This is a genomic window from Rhodococcus erythropolis R138 (genome assembly GCF_000696675.2).
In the GTDB taxonomy this organism is placed as follows: Bacteria; Actinomycetota; Actinomycetes; order Mycobacteriales; family Mycobacteriaceae; genus Rhodococcus_F; species Rhodococcus_F erythropolis.
Genome location: NZ_CP007257.1, coordinates 461,896 through 477,915 on the forward strand (window position 1 = coordinate 461,896; position 16,020 = coordinate 477,915).

Here is a 16,020-nt window from a genome sequence, read left to right on the forward strand (position 1 = left end):
TGTCAATTATGTTTTGCAGCAACAATATTTGTCGTATCGGTGTAGATGTCGAGTGCTTGGCGCAAAGTTGCTTGGCGGGGACCTTGCATCGTGGTTCGATGACTTGTGGGTCGCGGATGACGAGCGAACCAAGAATTGAGCCACACGATCTCGGAGTCCATCTTTTGGGCCACGCGATGACCCCGTGTCAGATCTGCGGTCCACACGGATGCTGCAAGGCCGACCACGGTCCGGTTGGCGCGTTCGATCACTTCATCGTCGTTGTCGAAGGGAAGGATGGTGGCAGAGGGCCCGAAGATCGGTTGCTGTGTACCCTGGGCTGATTCGTTCGGTAGTGCCCATATAGTCGGTTCGACCCAAAACCCGTCGGAAAATTCGCGGGGGACAGACCAGCTTTCTGCGCTGGTCAGTCGGATGGCACCACTGCGTTCTGCCCGCACGTGACTTTGTAGGACCCTGTCTTGCTGGGCGCGGGAAATAGCTGGGCCGAAGTCGGAGTGGGACGATGTAGGTGACCCCGACGAGAGTTGGTGTGCCCGAGCAACGAGCAATTCGCACATCTCCGCGTAAATTGGCCGTTCGACGAAAACAGTTCCGATGCAGAGATCGTGTTGGCCGGTGTTGAAGAAGACGGATCGAGCGATGCTCTCGGCAGTACTCTCGAGGTTGACGTCGGAAAACACAATGGCAGCGTTGTTACCCCCCGACTCAGACGAGAATCGATTGACGCGACTATTGGTTTTCTTGTCGATAGCAGGGGAGAACAGCGCCCCGTCAAGTTTCGGATGAGCACTGAGAATCTCGGCCGCCGAACCCAGTCCGAAGCCATGAACAACATTGAAGACACCCGGTGGAACGCCGGCAGATTCGACAATCTCGGCCATAACCGTAGCTGTTCCCGGCGTTTCCTCGGACGGCTTGGCAACCACCGCATTTCCTGAAGCGAGGGCCGGCGCAAGCCTCCACACCAGAGACAACAGAGGCAAGCTCCAGGGAACATCCATCCCGATCACGCCGAGCGGCCTTCGCACAGAATAGTGAGAATCACGAGTTCGACCTGCACCGCGAGAGACCGACGCCGCATCGCGCTCGGATACGATTTCCTGGGCGCAATCGCGGAAGTATTCTGCGGCCGTAACGATGTCGAAGTCCCTGATTCGCCTCTCCGGCTGGCCGGTGTCTGCGACTTCGGCGTCGACGAGATCATCCGAGCGGCATTCGATCATGTCGGCGACGCTTCGCATCACGGCGCATCGATCGTCGACGGGCATCGTGCGCCAACTCGCGTCGAAGGACCCGCGCGCAGAGTCGACAGCCAGGTCGACGACTGTCGCATCCGCCTCGTGGACCCAGGCGGCAGGACGACCGGTGGCTGGATCAATGGCAGCGAATGCGCCCTTGCCGTCCACGAACTTGCCGTTGATGTAGTTCTTGTACTCGCGCACGTGATTATCCCCTCCCGATGTCGAGTTCGAAATTCTGTGTTCCCAACCTGAAAAATGAGTTCGACGAGAGATCAGGTTGCGCGTGCGGTTCGAGAAACAGATTCGCGGTCCCAGTCGGCCGCGGCGGTCCCGAGTTCACGCAGAGAAGTCTTGCTGACCTTGCCGTTGGAAGTCATCGGGAGGGAATAATGGACGGATATGAATCGGGGAATGGCAAAGTAGGCCAACCGCGGTTTGCAGAACGCGGTGACTTCGTCGAAATCCAGCGTGGTGCCGGGTTTGACGACCACAGCCGCCATCACTTCGTCTTCGCCCAACTCCGATTCGACGGCGAAGACTGCAGCGTCGTCGATATCGGGATGTGCCCGTAAGGTCTGCTCCACCTCGACAGAGGAAATGTTTTCTCCGCGGCGACGAATCACGTCCTTGATGCGGTCTACGAAACGCACCCAGCCGTCGTAGTCGATTGCCACTCGATCACCTGTGTGAAACCACAAGTCGTTCCACGCTTGCACGGTAGCTTCCGGCATTCTGAAATAGCCCGAGGCGAACGCGAAGGGTTGTTCGCTTCGAAGCAACAACTCGCCGGGTTCGCCTGGCACGACGTCAATTCCGTGTTCGTTGACGACTCTGGCGGTGAACCCAGGTTGGATCCGGCCCATATAACCGGGACGTTGTTCCTGTCGGGTGGCAGCCATGATCGAGTTGGTCTCCGTGGACCCGTAACCGTCGATGAGCGTGACACCGAATCGTTCACGGAACGGATCGACCAATCGTCCGGGAGTCGCGGGCGAGAGTGCTGCCCGTACGTTGTGAGCGCGATCGGACGGGCCTGCGGGTTTGCTGTCGAGGATGCTGACCATCGCACCCAGCAGATAGGTGAAGGTGGCTCCGCTGCGTGCGACGTCGTCCCAGAACCGCGACGCCGAGAATCGTGGCCCCACAATGTAAGACGCGCCGGCGACCAGTGCCTGACTGAACGCATTGAGGGCGTTGGTGTGAAACAGCGGCAAGCACGTGTACAGGACGTCATCAGCGGTGATGTCCAGCTGTTCGGTCACATTTCGGCCCCACCAGTAGAACTGTCCGTGGGGGCATACCACACCTTTGGACACACCTGTGGTGCCTGACGTGTACAGAATGACGGCAGGCTCGCCGGGAGCTATGTCTACCGGCGTCGCGCGTTCTGTGGGTGTGGGCTTGGGCATAGGTATCGTGCGCCACGGAAGGTCTGTTCGCTCACTGTCCGCATCGATGAGCCAAACATCTGTAAGGTCGCCCAAGGGTGGAATTGCCTGAACATGTTCGAGGAGAGCCGATTCGATGATCAGCAGATTCGATTGAGAATTGCCGAGCATCTGATGAAGTTGCGCGCCACGGGCCGCAGTATTGAGCGGCACCGCTATCGCCCCTATCCATCCGCAACCAAGGATGAAATCCAGCAGCTCCGTCCGATTGTTCGACATCACAGCAACCCGATCACCGCGTTGTATGCCGTTGACGGACAACATATGGCCGACACTCGAGACAGCGTTCTGCATCTCTTCGGCGGTGCGATGTGTCTCGCCGAACGAGAGTAGCGGTGCGTCCGGTGTCATTCGCGCACGCAACCGAAGCATCCCAGGCAGGGTCATTTCGGTCGGAGAGACATCATCGGGAAAACGTCGCACGCTGTTCACTGGTCATCCTTTCCTGGTGTGCTGTGATCGGGGACGGGAACGAACGCGACCGAGCCGGTGCTGTCGGTGTTGTCGTCGGTGAGAGCCACCACGTCCCCGACTGCGACGTCTGCGGGATGGAGGCGGGCGACGATCCGAAGTTCCTTCTCGCATACGACGGTGGCAATGGTGACGCCGCCAGCGGTGTGGGTAACCACTTCGACTGTCCCGAAATCGACCTCCGTGTCGGCAAACTCTGATGATCCACAAGTCGGACACAACAACCGATAGGGGAAGAGGTAGCCGCCGCAGTGCGAGCAGCGTTGAACTGTGATGCTCATGCGGCCTCCAGGATTGCGACGTTGGCACACGAGCCATGGCGATAGAGCACCATGCCGTATCCGCTGACAACTCCGATCCTCGCGTCGACCTGTCGGCCGATCGCTTGGCCGTGGAGTTGACGGGCAACTTCGACGAGTCCGTGCATTCCGCCGGCAGATCCCGCCTGACCGGCTGACAGCTGACCGCCGGAGGTGTTGACGGGCAGGGCGTGCGTAGCTATCTTATCTGCGATAAATGAGGACATGTCTTGACCGGGATTCACAAAACCCATGTCCGCGAGTTGCGCAATGACCATCGATGGATAGTCGTCGTACACGCTGACAACGTCCACATCATTCGGTTCTACCGCGGCAAGTTCCCAAGCGCGAGGCGATACGTCGGCAAGTCCGGTCACCAATCCGTCGTCGCGCTGGTCGTCACTGTTGTACGAAGCAGTGACGGCGAGAATGCGAGCCCGTGGGCCGCTTGTTCCGCGCTCGTCGGCAGTGACGATGACGGCGTCTGCCCCGGTCACCGGTGGAACGCAGTCGTAACGCCCGAGTGGGGACGCCACCATCGGTGCGGCAAGATATTCGTCGAGAGTGAGAATAGTTCGGTAGACAGCACCCGGATTGACACTCGCCCAACGTCGTTGGGACGTCACAACCTGACCGTAGTCCGATCGCTCGAGGCCCAACGCCTGCATCTGGCGTGATGTCTGCATCGCGAACAACGCATTGGGTCCGGCCATCGGGAGCGGCGCCAGATGATCTTCGGTGGCGCTGTTGTAGTGAGCTACAAGGTGAGTAAACGCGTCCTTGTCCATCACGTCCCCGGCCGCGAGCACGATCACCGATGCGTCCCCTGCTTCGATCGCGCGAACGGCATGCTGCAGCATTCCTCCGGCGCTGGCACCCCCATTGGTGTCTTGCATGAGCCAGGTCAGTCGCATCCCGAGACGCCATGCGAGATCGATCGCATGATCGGATCCGAGCGTGAAACTGGAAACTCCGAATCCATCGACATCATGGATACTCAAGTTTGCGTTTGCCAGCGCTCGACCGACGGCATCGGCGATGACGGATGAGGTACTTGTTCCGGGCACCGGATACCGAGTATACGGAGACTCTCCGGTCCCAACTATGGATGCTGAACTGCTCAATGTACTTCCCTCACTTCAATTCTCAGTTCGGAGCGAACCAGGTTCACAGTGGCTGGAAGAGGTTGTCGGCGCTGAACGACTGCTTGATGATTCCGACTTCGACCATCAGATCGATAACCGACTGAACATCGTCTGCGTTCCATTCCGTGACGAACTGAGGCAAATTCATGTTGCGGGCCGTTTCCGCGTCCATGTCGGTGTATTTCGGCATGATCTGTGAGGCGACACCGTGGGGATCGACGTCGATAACCTCTACGGCCTGAGCCAGCGCAGTACGGAAGCCGCGAATGGCATCAGGATTACTGTCGATCGTTTTCGTGGATGTGGCAAAAACTCCCTGCGGGCCATTCTGGTAACCGATGGCGCGGAGGTCGAGTGTCTTGACCGCTGAACTGAGTGTGGGTTCGGTGATGAATGCGGCATCGACATCGCCGGCTTTCAGCGCGGTTGCCATGTTGGCCTGTGGAAGTTCGACGAAGTTGACCTTCGTATAATCCAAGTTCTCGTCTTTCAACACTCCGCGGAAGTAGATATCTCCCACTGACCCGAGCGACGGAGTGGCAACCCTCTTCCCGATCAGGTCGGCAGGTGTTTTGACGGCGGATCCTTCCGGGACGTAAATACCTGCCTTGTACTCATCAGTTCCGTCGATACCCATGGCGGCGATAGCAACTGGGAGTTTCGAGTCGACTGCCTTGACAAGCGACGGATACGAGACCAGGGCGAGATCGGTACTGCCGGAGATCAACGCATTGATTGTCGTTGCACCGTTGGCGGCCGGCGCGAGTTCGATCTCGAGACCGTTGTCTGCGAAGAACCCATTCTCGAGGGCAACGTAGACAGGCAATGAATCGCCGACCGGAGGGATGGACAGATTCATTCGTGTGATGCCGTCGGCAGAGGGCGCGGCTGCATCGCTGTCATTGCCGCCGCACGCGGCCACGGTGAAAGCCAATACGAGACCTGCGCCAATGGCGCAGGATCGTGTGAATCGCGTATTCATGTGATCTCCTAGTGCGAAAATGGAACATGAGAAACCGGGTCAGGGCGAGCATGTGAATCGATTGGTGTGGAGGAGAACTAGTTGCTAGACCTCGACGGTGAGTCCGCCGGGACAGGCTTGGCGGATAAGGCGGGCGACCTCGCCGCGCGTGGTGACGAACGACTCTTCCTCGCGAGTCGAAATCTGATCACGAGGGAATTGCAAAGGAATCCGAATGTCTGCCGTCTTCACAGTGGGGGCCTTGCTCAACGAGACGACTCGGGTACTCAGATAAACGCTTTCGTCGACATCGTGGGTGACGAACAGAATCGTCATGTCATATTGATCGCGGACACGCAACAGTAGATCTTCGAGATCGGAACGCGTCTGGGCGTCGACGGAGGCGAACGGCTCGTCCATCAGCATCAGCTTCGGGCGCATTGCCAGAGCACGGGCGATCGCCACGCGCTGCTGCATTCCGCCGGAGAGCTGCCACGGATAGCGCTCGGACATCCCCTCGAGACCGACCGCAGCAAGGGATTCTTCGGTGCGTCGTCGTCGCTCTGCTTTGCCGACGACACCTAACAACGGAAATTCGACGTTCGCCCCGACGCGGCGCCACGGGAACAGTGATGCACGGTAGTCCTGAAAGACCATCGCCAAGCCCTCAGGCACACCGTTGATTTCCGTGCCACCTAGAGAGATGGAGCCGCCGGTGGGCTTGAGCAACCCTGAAAGTGTGCGAAGGAGCGTTGTCTTACCGCAACCAGACGGCCCGACGATCGAGACGAACTCGCCGTCGTTGACAGAAAACGACAGCCCATCGAGCACGCGTTGTTCACCGCGGTCTGTGTAGTAGGTGTGGCTGAGGTTGTCGACCTCGAGCAGTGCGTGGGTCATGGTGTTCCGATCAGTTGTCTATTGCCATGCGGAGTCGGTGCCAACCCAGGAGGGTGTGCTCGATTCGAACCAGCAACAGGTTGGACAGATAACCGAGAAGAGAGAGCGCGACGATGAATGACCACATAGTCAGAAATTCGAAGGAACGCTGCGCCTGGGACAACCCGAACCCGATGCCGTTCGAGGCCGCGTAGAGTTCGGATGCGATCAGCAAGATGATGCCCAGGGAAGTCGATACTTTGATTCCGGCAAAGATCCCGCTGCTTGCAGTCGGCAGGATAACTCGAAAAAGCATACTGGTACGGGAAATTCGTGAAACACGGCCGGCGTCTTCGAATCCTTGCGGAACTTGCCGAACGGCGCTGTACGTGTTGAAGAGAACTGGCCATACGGCGCCGAATGCGATCAAGCCGATGCGCATTGCCGAACCTGTCCCGACCAAGACGAGAGCCAGCGGAAGAAGAACTGGCCCTGGGAGGCCGCGCATGAAATGCAGGATCGGTTCGATGATCATCGCCACCACCGGCATCCGGCCGAGGAGCACCCCCAGTGTGATTCCCGCTATCCAGGCGATCAGCAGGCCGAACATCAATCTACCGATGCTGGGAAGGATGTCCGTGTAGAAGGAGTCGGTGAGGAATCCGTGGCTGAGCCCTGCGGAGAACCAACGATCATAGACGTCGCCGAAAATATCTAGTGGAGTCGGGAAATACGCTGATTGTGCACTAGCGGTCCAGATCTGCCACACGAGAATCAGAAGCGCTGCAGCAACCCAGCCGAGAGCGGCGTTCGACCAACGAGAGATTTGGGTTGAACTCAATGTCATACTCATGACTCATCCCTTCGCGCCCACGATGCGAAATGTGTTTCGAGGACGCTGACGACGGCGTTGACCAACAACCCGAGGAGTCCGGCGACGATGACACCCGCACAGACCGACTCGATACCTTGCGGAAGCATGCTTTGCTGAAGAAGCCACGAGCCAAGGCCCTTGGTGCTCCCGCCGATGAATTCCGCGCCGATACAGAGGATCAGAGCGATTGACACCGTCACCCGCACCCCAGTCAGTACCGATGGAATCGCCGAGGGCCAGACCACTCGCCACGCGACCATGGCAGGAGACCAACCGAATGATCGCGCCGTGGCACGTGCGACTCCATTGGTCGAATGGACACCGTGAATGGTGTTGACCAGTAACGGGAAAACGCATCCCAAAGCAACGACTGTGGCCTTCATTTCCAGCCCTTGACCCGCCACCAGAACAAGCAGCGGAACCAACCCGATCGGTGGCAATGGGCGTATCAGTTCCACGATCGTCGACGTCAGCGCGTAGAGGCGATTCGACAGACCTAACAACAAACCGGCAGGAACAGCGATCACGAGAGCGATCGCATAGCCGACGAATGCTGCCCAGAGTGTGTTCCCGATTTGAGCCAGGAATGTCGGATCGGCCACAAGTCGGGAAGCGCGAATCAGTGTGGTGCTGGCGGGGGGAAGAGCATCACGTGGTAACAGATGAAATCGCGAAATGACTTCCCATGTCGCCAGGAATCCGATGACTCCGAATGTTCCCCAGTACAGCGTCTGCAGATTTGTGGCTCGGTTCGTGCGCACGCGCACGCGTGCCCTTGCCCGTACCGGTTCCCGATGGGCCGGGAGTTTTTCTGCGGTGCTAGTCATATCGCACCGCCGGGGACGCGTGGCACGTCGACTGAGAAAGTAGTTGCACTCTTTCCTCCTGAATTGTCTGACGAGTACATCTGCGTGCGGTCGCCCTCATCAGTGGCCGAACGCTTCTTGTAGCCACCATGAGCCTTCGCGGGAGACGATCTTCGCATCAATAACAAAGGGGCGCTGTGGGTTTGAGTCGATCCAAGACTCCAGCTCGCTCAGGTCCGAAATGTCGCGAACGGTCGTTGCCTCGCAACCGTACCCACGGGCGATGGCAGCGATATCGGTATCGGGGAAGATCACGGAGTCCAAGGGCGGTCCGTCGGTGCCGAAATGATGGACTTCGGCACCGTACATCGAGTCGTTGTACACGATCACGAGCAGTGGAATCTTCAGCCGCACCGCAGTTTCCAGTTCACTGATGCCCATGAGGAACCCTCCGTCCCCACATGCAGCGATGGGGAGGCGATGAGGTTGTGCGATCGCAGCGCCCAGGCCGGTTGCGAGACCGAGTCCCACGGATTGGAATGCCTGCGTGAAGCAGAATCCGTATTCATCCGGAACATCGAGATACATGCTGGGGTAGCCGAGAAAATTTCCGGAGTCGACGGAGACGATTCGTTCGGCCGGAAGAATTTTGTTCAGTTCGGCAGAGAGGGTCCTCGGATCGATCAGTCCTTCGCCGGACTCATCGGTGAACTCGATTTCATTCCAACGGAGCCCCATACCGATTCGGCTCTTCACATCAGCAGTTCGGTACCCTTCGCGATGACTTCTTCCATGTGCTTCCAGCCATGCAGACGTCGCTCGAGCAGTCTCGGCAACCCCGCCCCACAGCCCCAGTGTCACGCCGCGGTGCACTCCGATTGCGGCAGGGTCGGTATCGATTTGGACTACTGCTGCGTTATCGGCGATCAGCTTTCCATGCCGCATCGTCCACATGTTGAGAGCGCATCCGAAACCGACGATGAGGTCTGCTCGGGAAATGAGTTCCGCAGTTAACGGAGAGCTGAATCCCCCTGAGACGTCGATGCTCCACGGGTCGTCATTGAACATTCCACGTGCAACGGCTGAGGTGGCTACGAGGGCGCCGCTCTGCTCGGCGAGTTGACGGATAGCATCCTTCGATCCTTCGGCGCGGCTTCCTCGGCCGGCAACGAAAACCGGACGTTCAGCTGCGAGGAGGAGTTCGACGAATCGCTCGACGTCTGCCGGAGATGGTTGGGGTGCAGGGATTCTGTCGACTGTCCGCGGAGTCAAGCTCGAGTCGAGTTCCATGTCCTGTACATCGAGTGGGACGTTGAGGACTACCGTTCTCTGGTGATTTCGGCACATCGCGAATGCGCGTGCGACGTCGTCAACCGCTGTCTTGGGGGATCGGACACGCATGGTCACGGCTCCGAGTCCTTCACCGATTCCTTGCTGATCGATGAAGAAGTTCGAACTCGGTTCTGTTGCCTCGGCGGTGAGGACGAGCATCGGGGTGCTGCTTTTGGCGGCTTCGGCAATTCCGGTCAACGCGTTCGTGAATCCGCAGCCTTGATGCAATGACAAGACTGCTACTTCTCCGGACATTCGTGCGAACGCGTCAGCCATCGTGGCCGCTCCACCTTCGTGGCGCGCGGCGACGAAGCGGGCACCACGTTCGACCATCGCGTTTGTGAAGTGAAAGTTTCCGCTGCCGACCACACCGAAGACGGTCGTGACCCCCAGGTCGACGAGCGTGCGACCGATTGCGTTGTGTACCAGCATTAGTTCTTTGTCTCCTTTGATGTTTCACGTTCGACGAGAGCGATGATCCGGGCTGGGCTCCCTGATCCGCCGACGATCGGAAGAGGGGCAACAATGATCACTGCTCCCACTGGCGGGAGTTGATCGAGATTTTGCAGCTGGGTTATTCCGTACTTTCCGGCTCCCAGCAAGTGCGAGTGCACGGGAAACTGCGGATCGAAGCGAAAGGCTTGGCCCGCGTCAGTTCCTACCGTCTCGACACCCAGCCCGATGATCGGGGATTCCTCCGCGAGCCATCTGGCGCATTCCGGTGTCAACCCCGGCGTGTGAGGGCCGTTTTCGTCTGCATTCAAGAAATCGGTTTGATCGTGAGATCGCGATGCCCACCCAGTTCGGTAGAGCAACCATCCGCGAGGCAACGGACCGAACTTCTTCTGCCAGAGCAGGATATCGTCGACATCGAGAAGGAAATCGGGATCGTCAGCTACTTCGGTTGCCTTGTCGATGACAGCGGCCGGAGCGACAAGCCGGCTGGTCGGCACTGACGCGACATCCCCGTGCTCGATTCCTGTTATCCAGTGGCACGGAGCATCGAAGTGTGTGCCCACATGTTCGCCTGTGTGGATCCCGTTTTGATACGAAGTAGGGCCTCGATCGTCGTACTTGGCCAACTCTTCGAGCGCGAAATGTGGGATCGGTGCCATGTCGGAAGGCAGAGGGAGAACGGGAGTCGATTCCGAAAGAGGGGCGGTGAGATCGACTGTCTCGATAGCGTTGTGCGCCAACGCATCTGCCAGAGCGGCGAGTGTGCCTGGGTGCGGGTGGAGAGTGCTCATGGATAGATCATGCGAGAGTTCGATGAACAAAACCAATGCTATTGTTCGTCTCGATATACTCAAAATGTAATACCAGTCACACTTTATTTCTTCGATGTTACGGACGGGTGACAGGCGATGGATTCGCAGCGACTTTTCGACGGAAGGCTGAAAATTCGGCATCTCGTACTACTGACGACACTTGCAGACGAAGGCAGCATGGTCGGCGCCGCTGAAGTTCTGCGCGTCACGCAACCCGCCATCACTCGCGCGGTGCGTGAGGCAGAAGCAGTCCTGGAAGTCGCTCTGTTCGATCGGAAACCTCGGGGCGTATTGCCGACGCAGTACGGCGAGATATTTCTCGAGAGTGCTCGCACGGTGCTGAACAGCTTGCGCAACGCGGCTGATCACATTGACGAACTCCAGCGAGTGGGAGTTCGACCGGTTCGAGTGGGGACGAATCTCGCCGGAGCATATTCCTTGCTGCCGCAAGCATTGATTGCACTGAAGAAGACCCAGCCCAACCTGTCGGTCTCGGTGATCGAGGGGCTTCCCGAGGAACTCGCGACGAGTCTTGCGCGCGACGAAGTTGATTTGGTGGTCGGGCGTCTTGACCCAAACGGCTTCCGCACTGGCGCTCACCACATCCGTCTATACGACGAGCCTGTGCGCATCGTTGTGCGGCAGGATCATCCAGCTGTCAAACGTCATGAGCAAAGCATCGAGGATTTGATGGATTATCCCTGGATTCTGCCGGGACGCCCCACCCAATTGCGAGATGAGCTCGACGAATTATTCTCTCGCGAGGGACTAGGTCTGCCACGCAATATAATCGAGTGCTCGACTATCCTCACCTTGCGTTCTATCCTGATTGGCACGGATGCGATCGCCCCACTGCCCATGCTGATCGGCGCGCGCGACGAGCAACTGACGATGCTTACGACATCGTTGGAGACCGTTCCGCGATCGATTGGAATTACAATGCCCGCAGATCGCTCGATGAGTGCCAGTGCACGAAAGCTCATCGACTCAATCGTCGACACGGCCAGAGTTATTGCACGGGATCTCCTGATAGACAAGTAATCACAAAGCCTCTCCGAAGGCGACGTCGGAAGGGGTGGGAAACGGCGGGTAGTGGCTACATGTTCGCCCGACGCACACACTGCCGAAGCGACGCCAGAAGAGCAGCGACAGTTTCCGACGTGTGATCGCGTTGCGATAATGCGCAATTCCTTGGCTTTCGTCGAAGCCCAAGCGCAGTACATTGTTACGACCGAGCGCCACTGGCCGGGGCAGTCGCCGAGTGGCTCGCTGGACTGCGTATCGCGCCCGAAATCGGATGATGAACGTGGGTGCGATGATGGTCGAGATCGTCGGGGCTCTCCGAGAAGATCGATCCAACGGCTCTAGGTTCGGCCCGGTCGAGAGTGGCCAATGCGGCGAATGCTGGGTCAGGGTCGAAACCATGGATAAGCGCGTTCATTGCTGTGCTGGATCGACACGCTGTACGTCGAAGACGGATGCGACTGCCGATCCACTGACGTCCTGGGTTTTGCGGTGGACGAGAGGTTAGGGGTCCACATCGCGACGCGGGCAAGTATTGCTTCATTTGATCGTGCAGTCGTGCAGCAATCACTGCGCCAGACGGGTCACGACGAGATCGAAGTGGCCGGGGATGGGGATTATGGCACCGGAGTGCTCGCGGTGGAGCTTTGTTGGCGACGGCAGGTGAAAACTGATCAAGGTACGGCACCTTGGGCTCTGATCAACGTCGCAACACCGATGAAACTCGTTATTCTAGTAGGGCCGGGAATTACGCTGTCGGACAACGGTCTTGGAGTACCATCCCGGTGTGGTCCTGGTCTCCAGATCATCGTCGTATCTCACCTAGGCAGCTCCGAGGGACACGATGTAGTGCGGACGAGCTGGTGTCCAATCCAGCCGACAACGCTCGACGGTGCGGTGCCTGCCCAGGCAGCGTGCGAGCCTTCGATAGGACGGCTACGGCGCAGCGCTTGGATTCCGTGATCCCTGGATTTGCGATAGTTAGGGCGGTGACTTGGCACCTGGGCAGGCACCTTTACTCGATGCCGTTTTCGCGCTTTGTCGGCAGGCGTCTGGTAGCGCTGTAAATCGAAACGGCTTATCGCACAGAATAACTGGATTGCGGAGAGTTTAGGTCCTCTCTTGCGTGTGCGTCTACAGGACAGCCGCGAGGGATGCGAACCCGTACATTCCGTGGTTGTTCACTCGGGGGAGTGCTCATCCCTTGTGTCGAGACGGGACGCCGCAGGGAACATATCTGCCTGGTGAATGCCGTCGACTGGGATATCTCTCCAGCTGGCTATGACCTAGTGGCCGCGAACGGCGGGATCGAGATGTTCACGGTCTGTGATACTGCCCGGTGCGGATAGTGTCCGTTGCCGGCACGAGGGTGTATCGAGATCCTTCCTTGTTCAGCCTGCTGGCCGAGATTCCGGCGAAATGTGCAGTTTGCAGGACCATACCGCGTGCGGTCACCGCTGTGAGGATGTCATGTCGTGTAGCCGCTGCTTGGTTCGGATCGACGCAATAGCGTGTGCTGATGTCCGGATCGAACAGCTGCAGTGGATGGTGCAATAGGTCGCCGGCGAGCAGCAGTTCAGCTTTGCTTCCAGTGACGCGTACGCACAGGTTGCCTGGTGTGTGACCAGGTGCGTCGAGAAGATCCACGTGGCGGCCGATCTGACGGCCGTCTTCTGCGAAATCGAGCAGACCGTGCTCGGCGAGCGGCGCGACGCTGTCGGCGAGGTAGTCGCCAGTGCGGGTCATTGCGGCTCGGCCGTCGTCGCCGGACCAGTATGCGAGCTCACGCTGGGATACGAGGTGGCGGGCGTTGCCGAAGACGGGTGACCATCCGTGGTCGGTGCGCTGGGTGGTCCATCCCACGTGATCGACGTGCAAGTGTGAGAGAACGACGGTGGAGACGTCTTCCGGGGTGAAGCCGGTATTGGTGAATTCGGTGAACCATGACGGGTCCAAGTTGTCGAAGTGGCTGCGTTTGCGTGGCTTTCCGGATCCGACGCAGCCGTCGACCAGGATCACCTCATTCTCGGTGACCACCAAGAACGCCTGGATAGTGAAAACCAGCCGCGATGCCTCGCGGTCGAACCAGGATTCGTCGAAACACCACGTTGCCGAGGGGATCTGTCCGGATCCGGGGAAGAACTCCTCGGGCTCGATGGGCAGTCGAGAGAGTTCGACCAGTGGTACGACGGCAACATCGCCGAGGTCGAGCCAGTATGGGGCAGACCGTGGCGGGCATGGCTGCATTGTCGTAGTCGCCTCCCCGGGGGTGTGGGTACACATGGTGTCAGTATCTCCGGTTCTTCAACGCTGGTCAGGCTGCGTTCAGGGCTGTTCTTAGACGGATGGCGCGATCTGGTTGTGTGAGGGTGCCGCCTCGGCTGTGGCGGTTGACTGTAGACGTGCAAGCCGTGCCGCACAGATCACGGCAACGAGAACAGGGATCGCTGCCAGGAGCAGGACGATGTTCTGCCCTGACACCGAGAGCGAAATCAGCACTCCGGCAATGGACGGACCGACGATCGAGCCGATCCGGCCGATTGCAGCAGACCATCCGACGCCTGTGGTGCGCGTACCGTGTGGGTAGAGCGAAACGGCCATCGTGAGTTGACCGATCTGACCCGAGGTGATGCCGGCACCGGCGCCCATCAGCAGCAGGAGAACCAGAATGCGGCCGGGTTCGGTGATCCCGATTGCTACCGCACACACGATACCCAGGATTGGCATCACCGCCAGTGCCCGGGCGATTCCGATTCGAGCAGTCAGGGGCAGTAACAGGAGTCCGCCAATGATTCCGCCGAAGCTGATGAACGCCAACCCGATCGGGGCCTCGGTGGCGTTGAACCCGAATTCGACGAGCAAGGTCGGTGTCCAAGAAGTCAGTGTGTAGGCGGCGATGAAAATCAGAAACGAGAAGCACCACAGATAGATCGTCTTCGTCCGGGACCTGCCATCGAACAGTCGTGCCACCTTCGCCGATGCTGCGGCGTCGACGCCCGCCCGCGTAACGTCGCCTTTCATTGTGACCGCGACGAGGATCGCTGTTGGTATCGCTGCAATACCGCCCGCCCAGAACATGCCACCGGTACCCACGGACTCGATGAGGAAACGGCCGAATACGCCTCCGAGCGTGAGTCCGGCGGCCAGTCCCAAGGTGACGCCGACCGATATTCTCTGCCGGGCACGCTCCGGGTTCAGGCTCGTCGTCAATGACACCGCGACCGGTAAGACGATGCCGATCGCCAGTCCTGTCGCCAGTCGCGCCCCACTGAGAATCACAATCGAATGGGTTAGCAGTGTCGCGGCGCTCAACAGACTGAGAGCCGCGGTGCCGGCAACACCTGCGGTTAGAACCTTGCGTTGTGCGAATCGGGCACTCAATGCTCCAGCGGACATGTATCCGAGTACGACGCCTACGTTCGTGAGAACGAGAGGGAGAGTGAATTCGGCTGCAGGCAACCCCCATTCCTTGGCCAACGCAGGTACAGTCGCAGCGAGAGACGCGGTGTCGAATCCGTCTACCAAAACTGCGAAGAAACCAGCAGCGATAGTGATCCAGCGAATACTGTCCTGCTCGTTGCCGGAGAGGCTCGGTGTGGTGGGCATCTTTTCCTACTTACGAATTGTGTGCAAAAAGTCGCTACTGGACCACGTCGTCCCGGCGGTGCAAATAAGCCTGCCGTCGAGACGTATCGCACACAAATGCTTGTTCGCAGCAGTGGCATACCAGAAAAGGTATAGCTGGCCCGTGTTCGAGGCGGCGCCGCCGAAAAAGACGTAGGCTTTGGGGCACGCGTTCTCCCAGAATCCTCAGTCGAAAGCGTCTCGGCGATGCGTCTCGAGCAAGGCTGTCGGGCCCCTCACCTAAGCTCAGCTCTGCGACGAGCGCCAGGTCGCCACACTGACCAGACCGAAGCACCATTAGCGGTCCTGACCTGCAACCCAAGGTTGCACGTGGGTCAGCGGTGGCGACCTGAACTCATTCCTCGGGCACTTGCGATTTCAGCGAACATAGCCGTGTGAACGCACCTGAGGAACAGACATTTACGAGCAGCAGGCAGATGAGATCCCATGAAACCAGGCGATCAAGTAAGAAGCGGGGTCGCAGGCGTCTCGGTGTTCACCATCCTCACCATACTCAGCATCGACGAAGACACTCAAACGGCAATCATTGAATCCACCGCCGACGCACCAGGCAAGTATCCGTTTCCGATGAAAACAACCACGCTTGTGCCAGTCTCCCAGGATTCCACTGCCTGACCGCGCAATA

Annotated in this window: 13 protein-coding genes; 1 reads left to right on the top strand and 12 read right to left on the bottom strand. The window is 58.8% G+C overall.

Features of this window, described 5'->3' with window-relative positions; translation table 11 throughout:
* Window positions 1-2 precede the first annotated feature (2 nt).
* The 10 genes from H351_RS31210 to H351_RS31255 all read right to left on the bottom strand — a co-directional run bounded on the left by H351_RS31210 (window position 3) and on the right by H351_RS31255 (window position 10,706).
* Window positions 3-1,445, bottom strand: coding sequence for an aldehyde dehydrogenase family protein (locus H351_RS31210; protein ID WP_051636637.1), 1,443 nt, complete (start codon window positions 1,443-1,445; stop codon window positions 3-5).
* A 71-nt stretch (window positions 1,446-1,516) separates the two neighbouring features.
* Window positions 1,517-3,124, bottom strand: coding sequence for an ATP-dependent acyl-CoA ligase (locus H351_RS31215; protein WP_244891546.1), 1,608 nt, complete (start codon window positions 3,122-3,124; stop codon window positions 1,517-1,519).
* Window positions 3,121-3,444, bottom strand: coding sequence for a zinc ribbon domain-containing protein (locus H351_RS31220; RefSeq protein WP_030002968.1), 324 nt, complete (start codon window positions 3,442-3,444; stop codon window positions 3,121-3,123). Before H351_RS31220 ends, H351_RS31215 begins: the two co-directional genes overlap by 4 nt.
* Window positions 3,441-4,529 (bottom strand): thiolase family protein, encoded by a 1,089-nt coding sequence (locus H351_RS31225; protein ID WP_244891547.1) that lies wholly within the window; start codon window positions 4,527-4,529, stop codon window positions 3,441-3,443. The genes H351_RS31220 and H351_RS31225 overlap by 4 nt, the downstream gene beginning before the upstream one ends.
* 100 nt (window positions 4,530-4,629) lie before the next feature.
* Window positions 4,630-5,589 (bottom strand): ABC transporter substrate-binding protein, encoded by a 960-nt coding sequence (locus H351_RS31230; protein WP_030002966.1) that lies wholly within the window; start codon window positions 5,587-5,589, stop codon window positions 4,630-4,632.
* A gap of 84 nt (window positions 5,590-5,673) precedes the next feature.
* Complete coding sequence (locus H351_RS31235) at window positions 5,674-6,468, bottom strand: ABC transporter ATP-binding protein (RefSeq protein WP_081051278.1); 795 nt, start codon at window positions 6,466-6,468, stop codon at window positions 5,674-5,676.
* A 10-nt stretch (window positions 6,469-6,478) separates the two neighbouring features.
* On the bottom strand, window positions 6,479-7,300 hold the full coding sequence (locus tag H351_RS31240; protein WP_081051279.1) for an ABC transporter permease: 822 nt from the start codon (window positions 7,298-7,300) through the stop codon (window positions 6,479-6,481).
* Window positions 7,297-8,082, bottom strand: coding sequence for an ABC transporter permease (locus H351_RS31245; RefSeq protein ID WP_158510673.1), 786 nt, complete (start codon window positions 8,080-8,082; stop codon window positions 7,297-7,299). The genes H351_RS31240 and H351_RS31245 overlap by 4 nt, the downstream gene beginning before the upstream one ends.
* Window positions 8,083-8,247: 165 nt before the next feature.
* Entirely contained in the window at window positions 8,248-9,891 is a 1,644-nt protein-coding gene (locus H351_RS31250) for a thiamine pyrophosphate-binding protein (protein ID WP_030002962.1), read from the bottom strand.
* Complete coding sequence (locus H351_RS31255) at window positions 9,891-10,706, bottom strand: cyclase family protein (RefSeq protein WP_030002961.1); 816 nt, start codon at window positions 10,704-10,706, stop codon at window positions 9,891-9,893. The genes H351_RS31250 and H351_RS31255 overlap by 1 nt, the downstream gene beginning before the upstream one ends.
* A gap of 117 nt (window positions 10,707-10,823) precedes the next feature.
* Here H351_RS31255 and H351_RS31260 point away from each other — a divergent pair, with 117 nt between their 5' ends.
* A complete protein-coding gene (locus tag H351_RS31260) occupies window positions 10,824-11,768 on the top strand; it encodes a LysR family transcriptional regulator (RefSeq protein ID WP_030002960.1) in 945 nt (314 codons plus the stop codon).
* A gap of 1,299 nt (window positions 11,769-13,067) precedes the next feature.
* Here H351_RS31260 and H351_RS31270 read toward each other — a convergent pair.
* Both H351_RS31270 and H351_RS31275 read right to left on the bottom strand, forming a co-directional pair.
* Window positions 13,068-14,033 carry an MBL fold metallo-hydrolase gene (locus H351_RS31270; RefSeq protein WP_081051281.1) on the bottom strand — a complete coding sequence of 322 codons (966 nt, stop codon included), beginning with the start codon at window positions 14,031-14,033 and terminating at the stop codon, window positions 13,068-13,070.
* Between the two features lie 54 nt (window positions 14,034-14,087).
* Window positions 14,088-15,356, bottom strand: a complete 1,269-nt coding sequence (locus tag H351_RS31275) for an MFS transporter (protein WP_051636633.1) — start codon at window positions 15,354-15,356, stop codon at window positions 14,088-14,090.
* Between the last annotated feature and the right edge of the window lie 664 nt (window positions 15,357-16,020).

Excerpts from the sequence above, each read along its gene's own strand:
- H351_RS31220 (WP_030002968.1), bottom strand. The coding sequence starts at position 3,444 with ATGAGCATCACAGTTCAACGCTGCTCGCACTGCGGCGGCTACCTCTTC.
- H351_RS31230 (WP_030002966.1), bottom strand. The coding sequence starts at position 5,589 with ATGAATACGCGATTCACACGATCCTGCGCCATTGGCGCAGGTCTCGTA.
- H351_RS31235 (WP_081051278.1), bottom strand. The coding sequence starts at position 6,468 with ATGACCCACGCACTGCTCGAGGTCGACAACCTCAGCCACACCTACTAC.
- H351_RS31240 (WP_081051279.1), bottom strand. The coding sequence starts at position 7,300 with ATGAGTATGACATTGAGTTCAACCCAAATCTCTCGTTGGTCGAACGCC.
- H351_RS31250 (WP_030002962.1), bottom strand. The coding sequence starts at position 9,891 with ATGCTGGTACACAACGCAATCGGTCGCACGCTCGTCGACCTGGGGGTC.
- H351_RS31255 (WP_030002961.1), bottom strand. The coding sequence starts at position 10,706 with ATGAGCACTCTCCACCCGCACCCAGGCACACTCGCCGCTCTGGCAGAT.
- H351_RS31260 (WP_030002960.1), top strand. The coding sequence starts at position 10,824 with ATGGATTCGCAGCGACTTTTCGACGGAAGGCTGAAAATTCGGCATCTC.
- H351_RS31270 (WP_081051281.1), bottom strand. The coding sequence starts at position 14,033 with ATGTGTACCCACACCCCCGGGGAGGCGACTACGACAATGCAGCCATGC.
- H351_RS31275 (WP_051636633.1), bottom strand. The coding sequence starts at position 15,356 with ATGCCCACCACACCGAGCCTCTCCGGCAACGAGCAGGACAGTATTCGC.